The following is a 15,666-nucleotide window of genomic DNA, read 5'->3' as shown; positions in this document are numbered from 1 at the left end:
ATGAGTTTATCTTTATTGGAAAAAAGAGAAAAAACCGATTTTTTTGAAAAAGAACTTTTAAGCCGTTTTCCTTTTAAAACACTTGTAGTAATCAGAGCCAATATTCCGGGCGGAAAGAAGGGCTCAATCGAATCGAATTGGATTGTATACCGCATTTTTTTGGAATGTAAAAAAAAGATGGCTCCGCTAAAAATTTTTCATTCCTACACCGATGAAGAAGGCTTAATCTTTTTTTTGATTGTAAATGCACCTCCCTTGGAAGTGAAAGCTTTGAGCATAAAAATTGAAGATAATGAATCCCTTGGCCGTCTTGCCGATATCGATGTTTTAACTGAGGAAAAACTTTTTTCGCGTAATGATTTTCCCCAAAATAATGAGAGGCGGAAATGTTTTTTATGCGAAAAAGATGCCGTGATCTGTGCTAGGAGCCGTACCCATTCCCAAAAAGAAATAATGGATTTTATCTTAAAAAAAGTTCATGAAGATTGGTCTTTAAAAAAACAGGAAGATGACCGGCCTAATGGCCTGTCTAACGACCCGTCTTATGACGGGGCTATTTTTGAACTTTTAGGCAATTTAACAGAAAGCTCCCTCCTTGCAGAGCTTTGCCGTCCATTGGGCTTCGGCTGTGTTACGGCTAATTCCCAAGGCTCCCACAAGGATATGGATCTTTTACTCATGCTAAAATGTATTCCTCTAATAGGGAATGCAATTAAAAATTTAAGCGGAAAAGATTGCGAATCCTTTGAAGCCCTGCGTGAATACGGAAAAAAACAAGAAAAAAAACTTTTCGATTTAACGGGCGGGGTAAACACCTATAAGGGTGCTTTATTTTTGCTTCTTATATTAAATGCCTGCACATTCCGTATAATAAAAGAAAAAAAAGCTTTCGCCGATTTAAGCAAAGAAATTGCAGATTTTTCTCTTCCCCTAAAAAAAGATTTTGAACTTAAAGCCTGCTCCCCGTCTTCTTTACAAGCCTTTAATAATTTGGGGAGCGGGGGAGTGAGGGGCTTAGCTCTTTCAGGCTTTGCAGAACACTTTCAAAATTGGCTTCCCCTCTACAAAAAAACTTTTTCGGAAGGCGGGGACTTTGTAAAAATTATTGTTAAGATGATTGAAACTACCTGCGACACTACAATTATAAAACGCAAGGGCGAAAAAGCCTTACTTGAGGTACAAAAAAAAGCTCAAGAATTGCTTTGCATAAAGGATAAATCAATTCAAGAAATCGCTATAGCGGAATTCTCGGCATGGTGCGAAAAAAACAATATCTCAACAGGAGGAACGGCAGATAAAATTATCATTTTGTACAATATAGATATTATTTTGAATATATGTTATAATTTTAGGGCTTATAGGGGGAAATATGAAAACGGAATTGATCTTAAAAATAGATAAAAATATTGCCGAATCTATGAGAGAATATGCAGTGAAAAATAAAAAAAGTATTTCTAAACTTGTTGAAGATTTTTTTAAAAATTCGATAACGACTAAAACCGTCAAAATGCCGGAAATTTCTCCTCTTGTTAAAGAATTAACCGGTATTATAAATGAAAGTGATTTAGAAAGTATAAGCTATATGAGTTATTTGGAAAAAAAATATGAATAAAAAAATATTTATAGATTCAGATATCATTTTGGATATTATATGCTGTCGTGAACCTTATTACCAATATGCAGCCTATGTTTTTTCATTAAGTGATACAAAAAAAATTGTTTTATATACAACTTCTCTGGTATTCGCAAATGTGTATTATATATTAAGAAAGGTTTTAGGGATACAAAAGGCAAAGGAATCATTAAGAAAATTGAGACTGTTAGTTAGAGTGATATCTGTAGAAGAAAAAGAAGTAGATTTAGCTTTAAATTCAAAATTTTCAGATTTTGAAGATGCCTTACAGTATTATACTGCGCTCAAACATAATATAGGAATCTTACTAACAAGGAATGTAAAAGATTATAAAGAGAAAGACATAATAGTACAGACTCCTGAAGAATTTATAAAAAATATGAAGTATTGACAAATCCCACAATCGCAAGATTCTTCCTTGACAAAACTTAGCAAACTATATAATATTACAAAAAGTTTTTTTATATATGCATAACAGAAGTTCTTGTTCTGCAAATCTATGTTTGTTTGCGGTTAAAATTACCGCAAAAAGGAGTTTTTAGATGAAAAAATATTTTTTTGGTTTGGCTGTATTTACAATTATTATAGGTACTTTGTTTACAGGATGTGAGACACTTGAAAGCGGAAAGGGAGAAAAACAACCTTATTTTAGCGAAAAAAATGAGCAAAAGTTTCTTAGACAGGATCAACAAATAAGGTTTACAACCGAGGGGCTTTCAGAGAAAATACAATTTACAAAAGACGGTAAAAGGCTTATGCTTCCCGTGTCTTATCAAGAAGCCGAACAAATATTTGGCTTTGATGAAGAAGAAATTGAATGGTTAAATTCAAATTCAGGTGATAAACTCTGGACAAGAATGAATAAGGTCTTAAACACAAATAAAAAACAATGGCCTCTTCAGGCTGCTGAGACTAATGATTGGGGCGGTAATGTTCTTTATATTTTATACCTTGCAGATTTTATCAATGTTTATGAAGATAAGGCTCCCACAATGGTAGACATGACAAATGCTCCGGACTGGTTTAAAGAAGTATTGGCATACCGCAAAACCGTTCCTAATTACGGTAAAACCGAAAAAGATTTTAGCATTAATACATTAAATGCAAAGATAAAAGCCGGAAACAAGGAAGTCGTTGTTTCATGGACTACAAATAAATATTTAAAAGGTGTTATTATTGAATGGTATCATGATGAGTATATGAATCGTAAAAAAATAACAATTACTGACGGAAGTACTAAATATGTATTTAAGGATTTGCAAAATCTTAGACCTTATAAGTTTAAAGTTAGTTTTGCAGATAATTCCGGAGAGATAATAAAAAAAACATATTGGATGAGGGCTACTCCTAGAAGCGGAGATATAAATAAGGACTATATTAAAGGAACTTCCGACTTTGTAAATGCAAAATATGAACTTTTACTTACTGAAGATTATAATATAAGTTGTTATGACTGGGGTAGGGATGTTAATAAAATTGCCTTTTCTAAAGACGGAAAAATGATATTGGTTCCCAACAAGTTTTTAAAACCTGAAAATATTTTTGACTACACCAAGGAAGAGATGGGATATAAAGATATTTTTTGGACCAGAATGGAAAAAGTGTTAAAGACTGAAGACAAACAGACTAGTTACTTTGCTGTATCAGCCGGCGAAAACGGTAACGTTCTATGGCTCCTTTACTGTGCCGATTTTTTAAATATCTATCAAAAAAAGCTCCCCGGCATGGTCGATTTATCGAATGCCCCCGACTGGTTTAAAACTTTAATGGAACAAAGAAAAAACTCGCCCGATTCTTATGTAAAGGATGAGTATAAATAGATTTTAAAAATGCGTCCTTCCGCCTGTCAATACAGGCGGGAGGGGATGTTTCCATATCCCTTCAAGTAAGTTAAGTTCCCTATCAATTTAGCCGATACTATGGACATGGGCAGGTGTGACATAAACTTTAAAAAATATATTTTTATTTTGTTTTTTTCTCTTTCGTTTTTTTCCGTTTATTCTGATGATGAGATTAAGGAGTCTTATGACAGCGAATTTTTAAAGGCCGATGAGGGGCTGATTCCTCTGGTTCCTTTAGATAGAGTGCCCGATTCCGCCTTGGTTAGAAGAGATATTGCAAGATCATGGCTTTTAGATGCCCCTGAAGAAATTGCCTCCCGGCATTTACACATTGACGCGGATTCGGCCGGAAACCTTTTTAAAATAAGATCGGTATATCTAAAAGAAAAAAAGCTTCTTGCCGTAGTTATAAGCCCGATTGATACCGAGTTTTCAAACCTCGAAAAGGTTCCGCAAGGGACATGGATTTTATACCGGAATTATGAAACCGGAGCTCCTGAATGTATTAAAATTTATCCGCGTGAAAATCCTGAACTTTATTTAAGCATAAGGCCTTCATCATCAAAAGATAAATCGCTTATAAGTATTTGTCTTTTTAATACTTATGTCAGAAAAGATATTTCCGTAGGTATTCCTTTTGAGAATTTATATTATTTGCCTCTTTTAAAACTAAGGGATATTACAAAGGATATGCTCCCTTGGGATATCTTCAATCCGCCTATTTTTTATAACGGTGTTGAAGCGGCATCAGATACAATTCGGGAAAGGTTAAAGACCTTGGTTTATATTCAAGACGGAGCCTTTGACGAATTCGGTAAGCCTGTCCATTTAATGGACGGAAGGCCTCAGACTGAAGATGATATTGTAAAAGCCATTCGGCCCGATCAAAGGCTTAAAGATATAAAAGGCGGTGTAAACTGTTCAGGTTTTGCCAAATGGATAGTCGACGGAATGATTCGGCCCATAGCAGGGCAGGGTATCTTTATTAAAAGCCTTAAAACCGAAACCGATGTGCCTGACACTTATTTTACCAAGCCTTACAAGGAAAGAGACCTTTATTTCGGCCTTGAGTGGATACGCAATCTTGCGGCTGCAGCTTTAAGTTTAAACGTAAAACGTACTATAAAGCCCATCGGTTCCGGCGTCGATGTTACGATTGAACCCTTTGCTCTTGTGCCTCCCATAAAGCAAAAGAATGTAAAAGAAGATTTTGCTTCGTTTAAGGGATATGAAAAAACAGCGGGTTATCAGACTTCTTATTTGCAAGCTCTCCTTTATTACCTTGCAATAAGCGAGCCGGGGCATTTTTATTTAGGAGCGGTAAGCCGGACAGTAAGCCAGGCTGTAAGCCGGGCTGCAAGCCCGGAAAAAGGAAGTACTCCTCTTAGACAATATCATCATGTTGCCGCCTTTTTCCCTTATTTTGACGTTTTCGGTAATTTTCATATTGATGTTTACGAAAGCGGAGAGGAAACTTCAATAGAGCAATTTATGAGTTTAAACTCTGATGCCTTTACAGCCTTGGTCAGAATCAGGGCTCCACAACCCGGAGTATTCAATCCGTAAAATCTGTTGTAGGGCCTAGGCCGCCGACAGGCTGTCATAGGCTGCTTATTACTTGAGGCAGAGCCCTATCTCCCATTTTATTTTTTAATAAAAAGGCTAGGGCAGTTCCCGTTAAAAGGCCTAAAAAAAGCCCTCCTACAACGGCTTTTTCGGTGTAAAAAATAAGGTAGGAGCTCAAACTGAAAACAAAGGCTAGAAGTACGGGAAGAATAACAGAAGAAAGGGTTTGAATCCTTGTTTGGTTTTCCTTAATTTCTACAATAACGAAGTCTCCTTTTTTTAAATTTTTTCCGCTATTGTTTAAGGCCGTAATTTTATTTCCGCTGACAGCTAAAAGTCCCTTTTCCTTATTTTTACCGGCAAAACCGCATCCTCCGCAAGTTGCACAGCTTTTTACCGCAGAGCAATCCTTTTGTTTTATGGAGCAGGCGTTTTCGGTCTTTGAATTATCCAAATCTATGTTTATCTTTTCTACATTGTTTTTATCGGTCCACACTGACGTAACTATTCCGTATCTTTGCAAAGTTCCGACTCCTCAAAAATTCTTTTTATTTCTATTGCGTTCCCCTCATCATCGGTTTTGATAAAAAGGCCTTGAAGGACGGGGCGTGCCCAAGCGTCTTTTCCAAAATCGGGAAGGCAGGTGCGGTATTCCCTTATTTTATCTTCAATCGCATATCCGCCGACCGAATTAAGACTTCCTGTTCTGCCTGCATCCGTTATGTAGGCGGTTTTATTTTCTAAAATACACTCATCGGCTGTCTGCACCCTTGTTCCCGATCCGATCAGGGCTGAAACCTTGCCTGAAAGCAAAAAGCCTAGGGCTTGTTTTTCGGCAGTTGCAAAAGAGGAAAAATCTACAAAGATGATATCCGCTTCTTCTTTTAATCGTGAAACAAGTTTTTCGGTTTCAGTAAAGGGGTTTTCAGCCATTATTTTATGATGTCCTATTCTACCGATGACTGAAACGACGGCTATTTTTTTGTTCTGGTTTAAATTAAAAATCTTCCATCCGTTGCCGGGAGATTCCGACGGCAAATTAAAGGGGCGTAGTACATGGGGCGTTTTAGGAAGGTCATCTACCAAGTCTTTTTTTTGAAAGATTAAATCTCCTGAAGTAATACAGTCGATGCCTAGTTTTTTTAAGTAGACGGCATGCTGTTTTCCAAGCCCACCCGAGCCCGTAGCCGAATTTGCATTAGCAATAACAAAATCGGCCTTATATTTTTCTTTTAAATTTGAAAGTTGTGTTTTTACGAGCCATACACCGGCCTTGCCTGTAATTTCGGCAATATATAAAATATTCATTATTTATTCTTGATAATCCATTTCTTTTAAAATTTTATTGCATCTTTCAGCCAAATCATTCATTCCCAATTCAAGATAGGTATCACGCAAGTTAAAAACCGCATCCCCCATTTCAGGGTCAAGTGTAACGGCCGATTCAAAGGCTCTCCGTGCAGCCCTATAGTTTTCCTTATTAAACAAAACCGTTCCGTAATTATTCCAAACCCTTCCATTTTCGGGCTCCAGTTTTATAGCGCTTTCAAAAGCTCTTTCTGCCTGATCGATGTCTCCCGTTTCAAATAAAACAAGCCCTAATGAATCCCAAGCGTCAGCCTCATAGGGATTGTATTTTAAGGATTGAAAAAGGGCAAACTTACTGTCGTTTTGCCTTTTAGCGGCATAGTAGCTCAAACCTAGGTTGAGCCACATCAGGCTGTTATCGGGTTCAAGGGCAAGCCCTTTTTTTAAGCAGGCTATAGCTTCATTATGAAAGCCCTGCATAGACATGCTTACTCCCGTATCATTAAAAAATTGAGCCGATTCTTGCATTTTCTACCTCAATATCGTGTTAAACAAATCGAAGATAAGTTCTTTTGCTTCGTTTTGTTTGTAATCATTTTGAAGCTTTATCAATGAAGCTTCTACAATCTTTTTGCCGTAATCTTCTGCCCTTTTTACAGCCTTTGAAGAACAAATAGCCGAAATCGAGGCTTCGACTGCTGGAGATTCTATGCCTTCCTTTGCAGCCTGTTTAAATAAAAGCTTTATTTTTTCGGCACCTTCAGGATTTTCTTCCGTATAAAAAATTAGAGGAAGGCTTTTTTTGCCTTCAACTATGTCATCGCCCCGCCTTTTACCGGCATTGCCTTCGGTAATATTTTTTACATCGTCCAAGATCTGAAAACCTATACCCATATCGGTCATAAGTTTTCCGTATTCCAGAACTTCATTTATAGGTTTACCGGCAGCTATAAAGCCTAATTCTCCTGCCAACTTTGCAAGAGAGCCCGTTTTTAGGCTTATCATAGTTATGTATTCGTCGACTGACGGAATTATATCGGGATTTGAATGCCAGCCTATATCCATAGACTGCCCTAAATGGAGCCTCCTTAAATTTTGCGAGTAAAGCGAGTATATTTCGGCCCTTACGGATTCGGAAACTTCATAATTTATCAAGGGGTTAAGGGCTTCAAAATAAAGCCATGAGGCGGAATTTAAAGCCGTATCAAGCCCATATTTTATGTGAGCCGCAGGAGCCCCTCTGCGGGTATCGGATTTATCCTCTATATCGTCATGGACAAGGCTTGCCGTATGACAAAACTCGATGAGGGGGGTAAGGGGGTAGGCCTTTTCGGGATCGCCTTCTGCAAGTTCGCATGAAAGAACGCATAGAAGGGGTCTCCACCTTTTTCCTCCGCATTTTACCAAATCCCTTACAGGATTGATGATATTCAAAAAAAAGCCGTCCGGCAAGCCGTAAGCTAATTCGCCGAAACTTTGAGAAATCCACGAAGAAGTTATTTTTTCAGGCAAAAAACAATCGAGAGTTTTTTCGATATGTTCAAGCCGATTTTTTAATTCCATCATCTTTTCACAATATATCACAAAAATGGAAAATTGGCAATCTATATTAAATTATACTTTATTTTTATATATCGCCTATTATTGCGTTGTTGTAAAATACTTAAATTTATGCTATAATACAAAAAGTAGGGGGCATTATGAGTACGGCAAACAGAAAATATAAAGACTCGGTATTTGTCGACCTTTTTAGTGAAGACGAAAAGGCTAAGGAAAATTTTTTGTCGCTTTATAATGCTTTGCATAATACTAATTTACAACTTTCTTGTCCTGTAGAAAATATAAGGCTTGATAATGTTATGTACATGAACATAATCAATGATGTTTCCTGCCTTGTAGACAATAAGATTATTATTCTTGCAGAACACCAATCCACAATAAACGAGAATATGCCTCTACGATTTTTAGAATACATAGCAAGGCTCTATGAAAAGCTGCAAGCTCCGACAGACAGATATTTAAGAAAGCTGTCAAAAATACCTACACCTGAATTTTATGTTTTTTATAACGGTAAGGAAGATTATCCAGAAACTACAACATTAAAGCTATCCGATGCATTTATTACAAAACATGAACAAGTGCCGCTGGAATTGACAGTGCAGGTTTTAAACATCAATACAGATAAAGCAAACAAAATCCTAACAGTCTGTAAGCCGCTTGAAGAATACAGCCTCTTTGTTGAAGAGGTAAGAAAGCAAACACAACTGGACTCAGAAAACGGTTTTACAAATGCCATAAAAATATGTATAGAAAAAGGAATCTTAAAAGAATATTTACAGAGAAAATCACGGGAGGTAATAAATATGTTAGTTGCAGAATACGATTATGATACAGACATTGCAGTACAAAGATCTGAAGAAAGACGAATAGCTTTTGCAGAAGGTATTGAACAAGGTATTTCTGACGGCTCATACCAAAAAGCCATTGAAACGGCAAGGTTGTTAAAACAGATGGGGGATTCAATTCAAAAAATTACACAAGTTACAGGTCTTTCCGCAATGGAAATAGAAAAACTTTAGAAAAATGAGCCATAATATGTTATCAGCAAAAGAAAAAAGAATTTTAGACCTTGAAAAGATTATAAAAAAACATCAAGACCTTTATTATAATGCCCAGCCTGAAATTTCGGATGCGGAATTCGATGCTCTTTGGGATGAATTAAAAGCACTGGATCCTCAAAATAAACTTTTTTTTACGGTTCCGCTGGAATCTACCGATGGTTTTGCAAAGTCGGAACACATTATTCCTATGGGAAGTCAGGAAAAGGCTGCCGATCCGCCTTCATTTGAAGCTTGGGCCTTAAAGATGCCCTTTAAAGAATATATTGTGCAATATAAAATGGACGGAGCAAGCCTTGAGCTTCAATACGAAGAAGGGCATTTTGTGCGTGCCGTTACCAGAGGTGACGGAAAAATCGGGGACGATATAACCGAGAATGTGCTTAAAATGAAAGGGCTGATAAAAGACATTACTGTAAATGCGGGGCCTGCCGATGGGGCTAAACCCTTTTCCGGCGGAATAAGGTGCGAGGTTATAATGCTTCGTTCCATTCATCAAAAATACTTTAAGGATAAGGCTAATTGCCGAAATGCCGCAAACGGGCTTATGAAAAAAAAGAACGGGGAATTGTGCGAGCACTTAAACCTTTTTGCCTATGATGCCGTTCAAGGGAGTATAGGCAGTCCATTTACGGGAGATGCCCCCTTTAAAACCGAGTCCGAAAAACTCGTCTGGCTTAAAGAAGCGGGCTTTAATTGTGTTGAAGTAAAATACTGTAAAAGCATTGATGAAGTAATAGAATATAGGGCTCATGTTATGGATATCCGCCCTTCCTTGGACTATGACATAGACGGCCTCGTAATAAAAAACGATACAATCGATCCTGAAGACATGAAAAGAGCCCGCCCCGAAAAGCAGATAGCTTTTAAGTTCAGCTTGGAAGAAGCGGTTACCGTCCTAAAAGAAATTGAATGGAGCGAGTCGGGGGCTACCTATACCCCCATAGCCCTTATCGAGCCTGTACGCCTTGCCGGTACTACGGTAAAAAGAGCAAGCCTTGCAAACCCGAACATAATAAAGGCCCTAAACTTAAAAATCGGAAGCAGGGTAGTGGTAACCAAGAGGGGTGAGATAATCCCTAAGATAGAAGCTCTTGCAGAAAATCCTCCTAATGTTAAAGAAATAGAATATCCCGATACATGTTCCGTATGCGGCAGCCCTCTTACCAATGAGGGTACAAGGCTTTATTGCCCCAACATGAGCTGTCCTAAACTTATTCATCACCGAATCGAAAAATGGATAAGCGTTCTCGATATAAGGGATTTCGGTATAACCCTCATAAAGAGGCTTTTTGATATGGGGCGTGTTAATTCAATCACCGACTTATATACCCTCACTGTTGAAGAATTAGCAGACTTAGACCGTATGGGAAAGCTATCTGCAGAAAAGGTCTATAAGGCCCTCCATTCCAAAAAAGAAATAAGCTTAACTAAATTTATTGCCGGCTTCGATATTGAAGGAATCGGTGAAACAATGGTCGAAAAGCTTGAAGAAGCGGGTTTTGATGATTTGGATAAAATCCTTGCAGCCTCAGAAGCCGACTTTGCAAATGTTTATCAGTTCGGGCAGGTACTATCCCGTACCTTAGTAACAAACCTTTCGGTCTTAAAAGATGAGATGACAGGATTGATAGATAAGGGTTATATAAAAATTAAACCTCCCCTCACATCGGAAGAGGGGGCTGTTTTAAAGGGCTTAAGTTTTTGTTTTACTGGGGAGCTTAACACGATGAAGAGGGCTAAGGCTGAGGCTTTGGTAAAAGAAAAAGGCGGAACTGTAAAATCTTCCGTTGTAAAGGGCTTAAGTTATCTTGTAACCAATACGCCCGATTCGGGTTCATCTAAAAACAAAAAAGCCCAAGAATTGGGAACAGCAATCATAACCGAAGAGGCTTTTTTAAATCTTATTGGGAAGGTATAGCCTTGTTAAAGAGAAAAAAAAGAGTTTTAATTATTTTTTTATCCGTTTCTCTTTTATTTTTTTTAATCTTTGGGGCAGTGGAGTTTTATAATTATAAATTAGGTTCTATCAAACAAAAACTGTCTAAAACAAATTTAAGTATTTATAATACGGGAACAGTAATAAAAACATTCGGACAAAATACCGAAACGGTAAGTGCCGTTATTTCTTTTTTTACACCGAGAGGAGACCTTATAAATAGTTACGAAAGGGCTTGGCAGGGCTGGGAGCTTAATCTTGAATGTATAGTTTTTACTTTTGAATCCGGCTCAATAGTATTTCCTTACCGCCTTTTTTCGAATGAGTCAAAGTACGGTACCGGCGTAAAACTTTTTGATTATTATAACCTAAATGACTATCCTGCAATTTATGATTACTCTTTTTTTTCAAAAGAAGAAAGAGAGCTTATAAAGGGCCTTTATGAATATGCAGTTTTTTCTCCCTATCTTCTAAAAGTTTTTTCTTATGCAAGGATAAAAACCGTAAGTTTACATAATTTTAAACCCGATACCGAATATCTTTTGTATGCCGGTTCTGATGGAGAAATAAGATTTATAAAAAATTAAGATAAAAATTATCTGAAATTTCGGTTAAAACCTCTTGACAAAATCCGGCATATCGAGTAAACTCGCTTTTGTTGTCTATGCCAACTTAGCTCAGCTGGTCCAGAGCACGTGATTTGTAATCTCGGGGTCTAGGGTTCGAATCCCTAAGTTGGCTTTTTATGGGGAGTTTCCCGAGCGGTCAAAGGGGGCAGACTGTAAATCTGTTGGCTATGCCTTCCAAGGTCCGAATCCTTGACTCCCCATTTTTAGGGATTGTTTTAAGTCTTTTGATAAAAAGAGCTTGAAACAATCCCTTTTTTGTTTTATACTATTGACTATGGATAAGCAATTCTGGAAAAGCGGTTTAAATTTTTCATGCACAAGATGTTCGGCCTGCTGCCGGTTTGATCCGGGATTTGTGTTTTTATCCGAACATGATCTTTCGAGATTATTGGAATGGGCAACTATGCCGAAAGATGAATTTATAAAAGTGTATTGTCGCTGGGTTCCTAAGGATGACGGTTTTGAGTACCTATCCTTAAAAGAAAAACTCAATTATGACTGTATACTTTGGGATGACGGATGTAAGGCCTATACTGCGAGACCCCGTCAATGCTCGGATTTTCCGTTTTGGAATTCGATTTTAAGTTCAAAGGATATGTGGGATATAAATGCCCAATATTGTCCCGGTATGGGAAAGGGCGAATTTTATTCTGCCGAAAAAATTGAAAAGATTCTTACAAGGAGAAAAGCTGAACCTTGTATTAAACGGAGAGTAGATTAAAATCTTAAGGAAGAATTTTTGGAGTATTTATGCTTGTAAAATTTTGGGGTGTTAGGGGGTCGCTTCCGGCTCCGCTTACACCGGCACAAGTTCAAAGTAAGATTGCTGCTGTAGTTCAAAGGATAACTCTAAAAGACATTGAAAGTCAGGACTCAAGGGAAAGGTTTTTAGCCTCTCTTCCTAAATGGCTCTTTGGTACTATAGGCTCCAATACATCCTGTGTTGAGGTTGAAACCGATGACGGTGAGCACCTTATTTTTGATGCAGGAACAGGAATAAGGGAGTTAGGAATCGATTTGATGAAGAGGCCGGACTACGGAAAAAATACGACCTACCATTTGTTTTTTTCTCATTTTCATTGGGATCATATTCAAGGTCTTCCTTTTTTTAATCCCGCCTATGACCCCAAAAACAAGATAATTGTTTACAGTACCCGAAAAAAAGCAAAAGAATTTTTAGAAGATCAAATGAAATACCCGTATTTTCCTATTTCGATGTTAGGCGAAGACGGCTTCGGCGCTTCTTTTGAGTTTAAATATATCGAGCCCGATCAAAAATATGTTGAGATAGGCGATACTAAGATAGGCTGGCACCGAGTACGCCATCCGGGAGGATGTACAGCCTATTCGGTAATCGAAAAAGGAAAAAAAATAATTTATTCTACAGACACGGAGCTTCGTCCTAGGGATTTTGAAAGGAATGAACAAAATGCCGAATTTTATACCGATGCCGAGATGCTGATAATTGATGCCCAATACACCCTTACCGATTCAATTTTAAAAGAAGGGTGGGGGCATTCGACTTTTTCTGTAGCCATAGACTTTGCAGCCGGCTGGAATATAAAAAGCATTGCTCTTTTTCATCATGAGCCTACATATCATGATAAAAAAGTATTTTCGCTCAAACAAACAGCCGACTGGTACAGGGATTGTTCCCGTTCTCCCGACATAGAAATTTTTATTGCTCAAGAAGGCAGGTCATTTTTAATATGAGTGAAACCGAATCAGTATCATACTTGTTTTCCGATAACGAATTAAAACAACTGGCTTTGTACCTCAGAAAAAATGCCGACTCGCTTCCCAGAGTTTTAGAACCACTATCCGATTTTGCGGAATCGTACGTTTATGGGAGGATGACTATAGGAGAAGCAGAGGCTTTTTTTGAACAAGCCGCCTTATAAGAAAAAAGGAATTTTTTACATGAAAAATAAATCAAAGATTGTCATAATAATATTGTGTATAGCCGGTATTCTTGTCGGTACTACATTTTTTGTTTTATCGCTTAATAATCCCCCTTTAGAATTTTCAGAGCCGATTGTAACATTTAAAATACCGCGCGGTACTGCTGCAAAAACGGTTATCGGCGATTTGAAGGCTAAAAATCTTATACGTTCAGAGCTTTATGCTTATGCCTATCTTAGGCTTAAAAAACTTAATTTAAAAGCCGGAACCTATCAAATAAAGCCCGAAATGACCACCCATGATATTTTACATAAACTTACCCAAGGTTCTCAAGCTCTTAAAAAACTTACAATCCCTGAAGGCTTAACTTTAAAAAAGACAGCTCAAATTTTTGAAAATGTCGGTCTTATAAAAGCTGAAGACTTTATTGCAATAACGTCAGATTCCGAATTTTTAGAAAAAAACGGAATTAAGGCAAAAACAGCCGAGGGCTTTTTATATCCCGATACCTATTTTTTCGGTGAGGAGGATACTCCTGAGATGATGGTAAAAATGATCATAAAAACTTTTTTTGAAAAAACTTCATCTATTCCGAATTTTTCTAAAGATTTTAACGAAATTTATAAAAAGGTGATTTTGGCCAGCATTATTGAAAGGGAGTATCAGCTTCCTGAAGAAGCTCCTATAATTTCAAGCGTTTTTACTAACCGGCTTAAAATAAATATGGGACTTCAATCATGTGCAACCGTTGAATACATAATTACCGAAATCAAAAATAAAAAGCATCCTACCAGACTTTTTTATGAAGACTTGGAAATTCAAAGTCCTTACAATACCTACATCCATGAAGGTCTTCCGCCGGGGCCTATTTCTAACCCCGGATTTACGGCCTTAAATGCTGCCTGTAATCCCGCAAATACGGATTATTTTTATTTTAGACTGATAGATCCGGATACGGGAAAACATGTGTTTACAAAAACCATAAGTGAGCATAATAAGGCCGGAGAAAGTCTTTTATTAAAAAAAGCTGCGGGCCAATAAAATAGGTACTTGTAGAATAAAATTCTCATTTGTGATATAATATTTCTGGTTCGGAGGAATTTGTTTTGAAAATTGGAGTAGATGCATTCGGATGTGATCACGGCCGCTCGGGCATAGGCTCTTATATACTGTCTATTGTAAAAAATTTGCCTAAAAATGATTACGAATTCGAGCTTTTCGGTCCCGAACTTGATAAGTATACATATACATCCGACATAGATTATGTTTCTTTTACAGGTATAGATATTTCCGATACAAAACTTTCGGAAAAAATTTGGCATTTTAAAAACTTAAACTCTTTTATAAAAAAACAAAGATATGATGCCGTAATTTACCCTGCAGGAGTAGAGCTTTTACCTCCTATTTTTACAGTGCCTTCTATTTTGGTTATTCAAAGTCTTTTGTCTGCAGACCTTGGAACTATTGCAAAGATGGGTTTAAAGCGTACGCTTAAAAATGCCTCAGGCCTTATAAGTCCTACAAAATATATTCAAAACGATTTATCACAGTTTGGGGTAAACTCATCCGATATAAAAGTAATATATAACGGTATTGACTGTTCTCTTTTTAAGCCTATTACAAATGATGAAGACAGGGTTTTAATACAGCCCTTTGCAATTCAAAGACCTTATATAATTTATGCCTCCCGAATGACTCATGAACAAAAATGCCATGTAGAATTAATAAAGGCTTTTGCCCTATTTAAAAAGCAAACAGGTTCTCCTCATCGTCTTGTTATTGCAGGTTCTGACGGAAATAATTCCGAAGCTGTTCATAATGCGGTAATACAATCGGGCTTTTCTTCGGATATTTTGCTTACAGGTTATTTTCCTCATGAAAGTCTTCCTCAACTTTATTCATCGGCAGACCTTTGCGTCTTTCCTTCGATGATAGAAGGAGTAGGCTTACCGGTTATTGAAGCCATGGCCTGCGGTGTTCCTGTTGCTTGCGCAAGGGCCGGAGCGCTTCCTGAAGTTGCAGGGGATTCGGCTCTGTTTTTTAATTCAAAAAAACCGGAGGAGATTGCAGAAGCTATTTCTTCTTTAGTCGATTGCGATAAAAATACGGCAAAAAGAAAAGAAATTATAGAAAAAGGTTTTGGCTGGGTAAAACAATATAATTGGGAGACCACAGCTCATCAAACTATCGAATACATAGATTCTTTGCTAAAAAAATAAAATAAAAAATA

At 37.3% G+C, this 15,666-nt stretch carries 17 protein-coding genes and 2 tRNA genes; 15 read left to right on the top strand and 4 right to left on the bottom strand.

The window, feature by feature from the left end:
• The 5 genes from citX to HO345_RS05815 all read left to right on the top strand — a co-directional run bounded on the left by citX (position 1) and on the right by HO345_RS05815 (position 5,040).
• A complete protein-coding gene (gene citX / locus HO345_RS05835; RefSeq protein ID WP_253684458.1) occupies positions 1–1,401 on the top strand; it encodes a citrate lyase holo-[acyl-carrier protein] synthase in 1,401 nt (466 codons plus the stop codon).
• Positions 1,370–1,612, top strand: coding sequence for a DUF6364 family protein (locus tag HO345_RS05830; RefSeq protein WP_253684457.1), 243 nt, complete (start codon positions 1,370–1,372; stop codon positions 1,610–1,612). The genes citX and HO345_RS05830 overlap by 32 nt, the downstream gene beginning before the upstream one ends.
• On the top strand, positions 1,605–2,024 hold the full coding sequence (locus tag HO345_RS05825; RefSeq protein ID WP_253684456.1) for a type II toxin-antitoxin system VapC family toxin: 420 nt from the start codon (positions 1,605–1,607) through the stop codon (positions 2,022–2,024). Before HO345_RS05830 ends, HO345_RS05825 begins: the two co-directional genes overlap by 8 nt.
• A gap of 151 nt (positions 2,025–2,175) precedes the next feature.
• On the top strand, positions 2,176–3,453 hold the full coding sequence (locus HO345_RS05820; RefSeq protein ID WP_253684455.1) for a fibronectin type III domain-containing protein: 1,278 nt from the start codon (positions 2,176–2,178) through the stop codon (positions 3,451–3,453).
• 99 nt (positions 3,454–3,552) lie between these two features.
• Positions 3,553–5,040, top strand: coding sequence for a DUF8515 domain-containing protein (locus HO345_RS05815; RefSeq protein WP_253684454.1), 1,488 nt, complete (start codon positions 3,553–3,555; stop codon positions 5,038–5,040).
• Between the two features lie 34 nt (positions 5,041–5,074).
• On the opposite strand, the gene HO345_RS05810 is transcribed toward HO345_RS05815, so the two are convergent.
• Genes HO345_RS05810 through HO345_RS05795 form a run of 4 tightly spaced genes read right to left on the bottom strand, consistent with a single transcriptional unit; the run spans position 5,075 to position 7,914 of the window.
• On the bottom strand, positions 5,075–5,563 hold the full coding sequence (locus HO345_RS05810) for a SoxR reducing system RseC family protein (RefSeq protein WP_253684453.1): 489 nt from the start codon (positions 5,561–5,563) through the stop codon (positions 5,075–5,077).
• Positions 5,545–6,348, bottom strand: a complete 804-nt coding sequence (locus HO345_RS05805; RefSeq protein ID WP_253684452.1) for a TIGR00282 family metallophosphoesterase — start codon at positions 6,346–6,348, stop codon at positions 5,545–5,547. The genes HO345_RS05810 and HO345_RS05805 overlap by 19 nt, the downstream gene beginning before the upstream one ends.
• Positions 6,349–6,351: 3 nt before the next feature.
• Positions 6,352–6,876, bottom strand: coding sequence for a tetratricopeptide repeat protein (locus HO345_RS05800; RefSeq protein WP_002671188.1), 525 nt, complete (start codon positions 6,874–6,876; stop codon positions 6,352–6,354).
• A gap of 3 nt (positions 6,877–6,879) precedes the next feature.
• The gene (locus HO345_RS05795; RefSeq protein WP_253684451.1) at positions 6,880–7,914 is read right to left on the bottom strand and encodes a polyprenyl synthetase family protein; all 1,035 of its coding nucleotides are present in this window, start codon (positions 7,912–7,914) and stop codon (positions 6,880–6,882) included.
• 134 nt (positions 7,915–8,048) lie between these two features.
• Here HO345_RS05795 and HO345_RS05790 point away from each other — a divergent pair, with 134 nt between their 5' ends.
• The 10 genes from HO345_RS05790 (at position 8,049) to HO345_RS05745 (ending at position 15,655) form a co-directional block, all read left to right on the top strand.
• Positions 8,049–8,927 carry an Rpn family recombination-promoting nuclease/putative transposase gene (locus HO345_RS05790; RefSeq protein ID WP_253684450.1) on the top strand — a complete coding sequence of 293 codons (879 nt, stop codon included), beginning with the start codon at positions 8,049–8,051 and terminating at the stop codon, positions 8,925–8,927.
• Positions 8,928–8,943: 16 nt separating this feature from the next.
• Positions 8,944–10,887 (top strand): NAD-dependent DNA ligase LigA, encoded by a 1,944-nt coding sequence (gene ligA, locus HO345_RS05785; protein WP_253684449.1) that lies wholly within the window; start codon positions 8,944–8,946, stop codon positions 10,885–10,887.
• A gap of 2 nt (positions 10,888–10,889) precedes the next feature.
• On the top strand, positions 10,890–11,492 hold the full coding sequence (locus HO345_RS05780; protein ID WP_253684448.1) for a hypothetical protein: 603 nt from the start codon (positions 10,890–10,892) through the stop codon (positions 11,490–11,492).
• A 79-nt stretch (positions 11,493–11,571) separates the two neighbouring features.
• Positions 11,572–11,646 (top strand) — tRNA-Thr (locus HO345_RS05775).
• A gap of 6 nt (positions 11,647–11,652) precedes the next feature.
• Positions 11,653–11,734: transfer RNA gene (locus HO345_RS05770), tRNA-Tyr, on the top strand.
• 74 nt (positions 11,735–11,808) lie between these two features.
• Entirely contained in the window at positions 11,809–12,255 is a 447-nt protein-coding gene (locus HO345_RS05765) for a YkgJ family cysteine cluster protein (RefSeq protein WP_253684447.1), read from the top strand.
• A gap of 29 nt (positions 12,256–12,284) precedes the next feature.
• Positions 12,285–13,247, top strand: a complete 963-nt coding sequence (locus HO345_RS05760; RefSeq protein WP_010697327.1) for an MBL fold metallo-hydrolase — start codon at positions 12,285–12,287, stop codon at positions 13,245–13,247.
• Positions 13,244–13,435, top strand: coding sequence for a hypothetical protein (locus HO345_RS05755; RefSeq protein WP_010690800.1), 192 nt, complete (start codon positions 13,244–13,246; stop codon positions 13,433–13,435). Before HO345_RS05760 ends, HO345_RS05755 begins: the two co-directional genes overlap by 4 nt.
• Positions 13,436–13,454: 19 nt before the next feature.
• Positions 13,455–14,477, top strand: coding sequence for an endolytic transglycosylase MltG (gene mltG, locus HO345_RS05750; protein ID WP_253684446.1), 1,023 nt, complete (start codon positions 13,455–13,457; stop codon positions 14,475–14,477).
• A gap of 65 nt (positions 14,478–14,542) precedes the next feature.
• Complete coding sequence (locus tag HO345_RS05745) at positions 14,543–15,655, top strand: glycosyltransferase family 4 protein (protein ID WP_253684445.1); 1,113 nt, start codon at positions 14,543–14,545, stop codon at positions 15,653–15,655.
• Positions 15,656–15,666: the final 11 nt, after the last annotated feature.

Source organism: Treponema denticola (genome assembly GCF_024181645.1).
Classification (GTDB): domain Bacteria; phylum Spirochaetota; class Spirochaetia; order Treponematales; family Treponemataceae; genus Treponema_B; species Treponema_B denticola_A.
This window is presented reverse-complemented; position numbering and strand designations above follow the sequence as displayed.

Excerpts from the sequence above, each read along its gene's own strand:
- citX (WP_253684458.1), top strand. The coding sequence starts at position 1 with ATGAGTTTATCTTTATTGGAAAAAAGAGAAAAAACCGATTTTTTTGAA.
- HO345_RS05830 (WP_253684457.1), top strand. The coding sequence starts at position 1,370 with ATGAAAACGGAATTGATCTTAAAAATAGATAAAAATATTGCCGAATCT.
- HO345_RS05825 (WP_253684456.1), top strand. The coding sequence starts at position 1,605 with ATGAATAAAAAAATATTTATAGATTCAGATATCATTTTGGATATTATA.
- HO345_RS05820 (WP_253684455.1), top strand. The coding sequence starts at position 2,176 with ATGAAAAAATATTTTTTTGGTTTGGCTGTATTTACAATTATTATAGGT.
- HO345_RS05815 (WP_253684454.1), top strand. The coding sequence starts at position 3,553 with ATGGACATGGGCAGGTGTGACATAAACTTTAAAAAATATATTTTTATT.
- HO345_RS05805 (WP_253684452.1), bottom strand. The coding sequence starts at position 6,348 with ATGAATATTTTATATATTGCCGAAATTACAGGCAAGGCCGGTGTATGG.
- HO345_RS05800 (WP_002671188.1), bottom strand. The coding sequence starts at position 6,876 with ATGCAAGAATCGGCTCAATTTTTTAATGATACGGGAGTAAGCATGTCT.
- HO345_RS05795 (WP_253684451.1), bottom strand. The coding sequence starts at position 7,914 with ATGATGGAATTAAAAAATCGGCTTGAACATATCGAAAAAACTCTCGAT.
- HO345_RS05790 (WP_253684450.1), top strand. The coding sequence starts at position 8,049 with ATGAGTACGGCAAACAGAAAATATAAAGACTCGGTATTTGTCGACCTT.
- ligA (WP_253684449.1), top strand. The coding sequence starts at position 8,944 with ATGTTATCAGCAAAAGAAAAAAGAATTTTAGACCTTGAAAAGATTATA.
- HO345_RS05765 (WP_253684447.1), top strand. The coding sequence starts at position 11,809 with ATGGATAAGCAATTCTGGAAAAGCGGTTTAAATTTTTCATGCACAAGA.
- HO345_RS05760 (WP_010697327.1), top strand. The coding sequence starts at position 12,285 with ATGCTTGTAAAATTTTGGGGTGTTAGGGGGTCGCTTCCGGCTCCGCTT.
- HO345_RS05755 (WP_010690800.1), top strand. The coding sequence starts at position 13,244 with ATGAGTGAAACCGAATCAGTATCATACTTGTTTTCCGATAACGAATTA.
- mltG (WP_253684446.1), top strand. The coding sequence starts at position 13,455 with ATGAAAAATAAATCAAAGATTGTCATAATAATATTGTGTATAGCCGGT.